3 protein-coding genes and 1 pseudogene are annotated in these 4465 nt (G+C 49.5%); all 4 read left to right on the plus strand.

Going from position 1 to position 4465, the window contains the following annotated elements:
• Positions 1 to 266: 266 nt before the first annotated feature.
• Positions 267 to 674 carry a GNAT family N-acetyltransferase gene (locus WBV75_RS08170; protein ID WP_424120141.1) on the plus strand — a complete coding sequence of 136 codons (408 nt, stop codon included), beginning with the start codon at positions 267 to 269 and terminating at the stop codon, positions 672 to 674.
• A gap of 134 nt (positions 675 to 808) precedes the next feature.
• The gene (locus tag WBV75_RS08175) at positions 809 to 1864 is read left to right on the plus strand and encodes a bestrophin family protein (protein ID WP_424120142.1); all 1056 of its coding nucleotides are present in this window, start codon (positions 809 to 811) and stop codon (positions 1862 to 1864) included.
• Between the two features lie 184 nt (positions 1865 to 2048).
• Entirely contained in the window at positions 2049 to 4160 is a 2112-nt protein-coding gene (locus WBV75_RS08180) for a DUF5916 domain-containing protein (protein WP_424120143.1), read from the plus strand.
• A gap of 96 nt (positions 4161 to 4256) precedes the next feature.
• A pseudogene (locus tag WBV75_RS08185) lies at positions 4257 to 4465 on the plus strand (hypothetical protein); the annotation flags it as partial.

Raw genomic sequence — 4465 nt, forward strand, 5'->3', positions numbered from 1 at the left:
GTATTTGAGGATGCAGGCTTTGAGGTCAAAGAGAACTACCCATAGCTCAACCAGCCCCAATCCTTACGAAAATCCCGCTGACCGTTAGGTCCTGTAAGGTTAACCAGAATAGGGCATCCACCCAAAAACCAGTTCCAAAAACGTAGAGGGTTTCTAAAACTGGAAATTTGAAACTTCTGGAATCAAAACAACGAAAAGCAGCCTGCACGGCACATCGCATCAATTGCTGAGAAACGGTTATCTTTCTGATAGCTAATTGCCCAATTATGATCACCTATACTCTCGAAAAAACATTGACGCCTGAAGCCTTCAGGGAGATCCTGATAGATTCCGGCTTGGGAGCCCGAAGGCCTGTAGGCGATATGGAGCGCTTACGAGCTATGATCGAAAATGCCAATCTGATCCTTACGGCACGAGACGGCGATAAACTCGTCGGGATTGCACGCAGTGTCACAGACTTTGCGTACTGTACGTATCTCTCCGATCTGGCGGTGCATCGGAATTACCAGGGCAGCGGTATCGGCACTGAGCTTATTCGTTGCACAAAAATGCACACTCCCCAGGCCAAACTCATTTTGTTATCAGCTCCGGATGCCATCACTTATTATCCGAAAATCGGGATGGACCGTCATGACTTCTGTTTTTATTTGGACGATGCACAGCAGTTGAAATAACCCGTATCCGAAAATTATCTCTACTTTAAAGCTCCGTTTCAAAAATTTAAAAGTCCGCCCCGGGGCATTGGGCCACTGGTTTCTATTGGAAAGAATCACTCAGGGGGGGTATAAATGATTAAATAGGCGCTGTTATGTATACGGGAAGGGTATATCGCATATGGGACATGGTCAAATGGACGCGATTTGAGACGCTCCTTTTTATATTCATCATTGCTTTGTGGGTCGCGGCCTATTATTTTCTGGACCTGCAATGGCTGCGAATACCCTGGACTCCTATGGCCCTTATCGGAACCGCCGTGGCTTTTATTATTGGTTTCCAGAATAATGCCGTCTATGGACGGATCTGGGAAGCCCGGAAAATATGGGGCGGGATTGTGAATACCTCCCGAACTTTTGGCGTTTTTGTACAGGACATGCTTACCGAAGAGCATGTGCAATCCCAGTCCAGGGCTATCGATATTCGGGAAGCCATCAAAGCGCTTACCTACCGGCATATTGCCTGGATGACTGCCCTCAGGCACGCCATGCGCAGTCCGAGAACCTGGGAGACCACCAGCAAACACAGAACGAATCGCGAATGGGGTATTCGCACCCCGGAAGAAGGGGCCACCCTTGAAGCGGACCTGAAGGAATACCTAAGTGATGGGGACCTGGCGTATGCCCTGGATAAAAACAATGTTCAGACAGCTATCCTCTACCTGCAATCCCACCACCTGAGGACCTTGAAAGAACAAGGGGTAATTTGGGAGTTTTCCTTTCTGGAACTCGAAGCGATTCTTCAGGAACTCCTCACCCTGCAGGGGCAGACCGAACGCATTAAGAATTTTCCGTATCCCCGTCAATACGCCACGCTGAACCATTATTTTATGTGGTTGCTGCTGATGCTTTTGCCTATGGCACTAGTTCCGCAGTTTATGGATATCGGACAGGATATCTCAGGCGCATATCCCGTCCTCGGAGATCTCTTTATCTGGTTTACCATTCCTATTTATACGGCTGTGGCCTGGATGTTCCATACCATGGAGCGCATAGGGCGGACAGGGGAAAACCCTTTTGAAGGGACCTCGAACGATGTCCCGATCTCCACCATCGCCAGGGGAATCGAAATCGACCTGAGACAGAACCTGGGAGAATCAAAGGATCGTATCCCCGCCCCCTTTCCCTCGGAGTATGGCGTGCAGTTTTAAGGTGTATTTCCCGAATCAAAATTCTATTAAATCCAGTGCCATCATTGAACTTTATTTCTAAAATTAAAAGGTTGCCCGTTTGGATTATTTGAACCCAGAAGATTTCAAACCGACTATTTTCCCCAACCGCGTTTTGGTAAATGGGGGGCTATTATTTTTTATTTGTTTACTTCATTTCGCAGGCATGGCTCAATCCGATACCCGGCCTGAACTGAGCGCCGGAGTGCTCAATACGCCTATCAAACTAGACGGACTACTGGATGAAACAGACTGGGAAAGCGCCCCAATGGCCGATGCCTTCCTGACTATAGTACCTGTTGAAAAAGGGACACCCAGTGCAGAAACCCGGGTCAGGGTGCTGGCCAGTCCCCGAACGGTGGTCATAGGTATCGAGTGCAGGGGTCAGGCTCCCGAGGACCTGGTTCGATTTTCGAAACTGAGGGATGCCGATATATCTGAAGAGGACCATATAAAGGTGGTGCTGGATCCTTTTATGGACGGGCAATCCGGTTTTATTTTCGCGGTGAATGCCTACGGCGCCCGTTACGATGCGCTGGTATCCAACCGGGGCGAATCTGAAAACGAAGACTGGGATGCGGTCTGGGATGCCCGCATTGCGCTGATTGACGATGGCTGGTCCGTTGAGATAATTCTTCCCATTCAAAGTATTTCTTATAAAAAAGGCTCGGATACCTGGGGCTTTAATGTAGAGCGGCGAATTCAGCGCAACCTGGAAACCATCCGTTGGGCCAATGTCCAAAGAGACCAGTTTTTTGGGCAGACCAGCAGGGCGGGCCTGCTGACTGCACTCCCCGAATTCAATTTTGGATTAGGCCTTAATGTGCGTCCCTCCCTGGTGGGAGATCTTCACAAAGTGGGGCCTGATGACTCCGCTGAATTTGATTTTGAAGCCAGTCTTGATGCCAGTCAGCGCATTAGCCCGAATGTGTTGGCTACCCTTACCGTGAATACGGATTTTGCAGAGACAGAGGTCGATACACGGCAGACGAACCTGACGCGCTTCCCGCTATTCTTCCCCGAAAAACGGACTTTTTTCCTGGAGGGTGCTGATATTTTCGAATTCGGTTTTGGCACCGGAAGCAACACCGTACTCCCCTTCTTTAGCCGTCGTATAGGGTTGGTAGACAATACCGAGGTTCCGATCCTGGCAGGCGTAAAATTAAATGGAAGGATTGGCAAAACGGCTTTTGGGGGTCTGGGCATGCGGACGCGCGAAGTAGTGACGGAGGACAATACGATTGAGGCGACTCAAATGGGGGTGATGCGCGTACGCCACAATGTATTCCGGGAGAGCTCCGTTGGGGTGATCGCTTCCATCGGAGACCCTCTGAACCGGCCCGGGAGCTGGATGTCCGGAGGAGATTTTACGTATCAGACCACTCGCTTCAACGGCGACAAGAATTTTATAGCCGGTGTCTGGGGATTGTATACCCAACGAGAAGACCTTACCGATGACACCTCCGCCTTCGGCTTTAAAATAGACTACCCCAATGACCGGTGGGATGTGGCGATGACCTATTCCAGGATTGGAGAACAATTCGATCCTTCCCTCGGGTTTGTAAGGCGAAAAGGGGTGCACTATTCCCGAATCGGTGCCACCTTTGCCCCCAGGCCAGAGTGGCCCTGGGTGCGGCAAATGTTCAATGAACTTTTTGTAACCTATGTCCGGAATATCAGCGGACCCTGGCAGTCTTATAGTGTTTTTACAGCTCCGGTAAACTGGCGCCTTGAAAGCGGTGATCGGTTGGAAGGCAACATCCGCCCGGTAGGTGAGAATATCCTCGTGCCCTTTGAGATTGCCGATGACGTGGTGATCCCCGAAGGAGAGTACCATTTTATGCGCTATAGACTGGAAGCCGAATTCGCAGCCAAACGCAGGCTGAATGGGCAGGTTTCCTGGTGGTTTGGCACGTTCTACGACGGACGCCTGGATGAAATTGAACTCCAACTGAACTGGAATCCCGCTCCTTTGCTCGGTTTTGAACTCAGTGCCCTACGCAATATCGGGAGCCTCCCCTGGGGTGATTTCGAACAGACGCTCGCAGGCTTACGGGTCCGCTTTAATGTCAACTCTAATCTGCAACTCAACAGTTACCTGCAATACGATACTGACAGTCGAACCCTGGGCCTGAACGCCCGGATTCATTGGATATTTTCACCCCTGGGGGATGTTTTTCTGGTGATCAATCACAATACTTTTAACGATCTGAACAACACCTGGACCCTTCAAAATGAGCAAATCTTATTAAAGATTCGCTACAACTTCAGGTTATAGGCCTTCAAAACGGGATTAGAATTGGTTAATTTTGATCTTTTCCGAATTACTATTCTTTTTAGAGTATAACAAACCCCAAAAGTCAACACATTTCTAATGACAACTCATTTCAATGGCAGGCGGCCAGGACGGGCCCACTATTCGAAGCCTTTTATTACTTTCTTCAGAGCCCGTCTCCTTCTTTTCCCCTTATTGGCCCTGAGCCTGCTTTGCTGGAATCCGTCTTATGGGCAATCACAGGTGCCCAAAGGTCCTTATACCTTTAAAAAAGGTGATCCCAACGGTATCGGAAAATGGTATATGGG

The sequence above is a fragment of the Robiginitalea sp. genome (genome assembly GCF_049588695.1).
In the GTDB taxonomy this organism is placed as follows: Bacteria; Bacteroidota; Bacteroidia; order Flavobacteriales; family Flavobacteriaceae; genus Robiginitalea.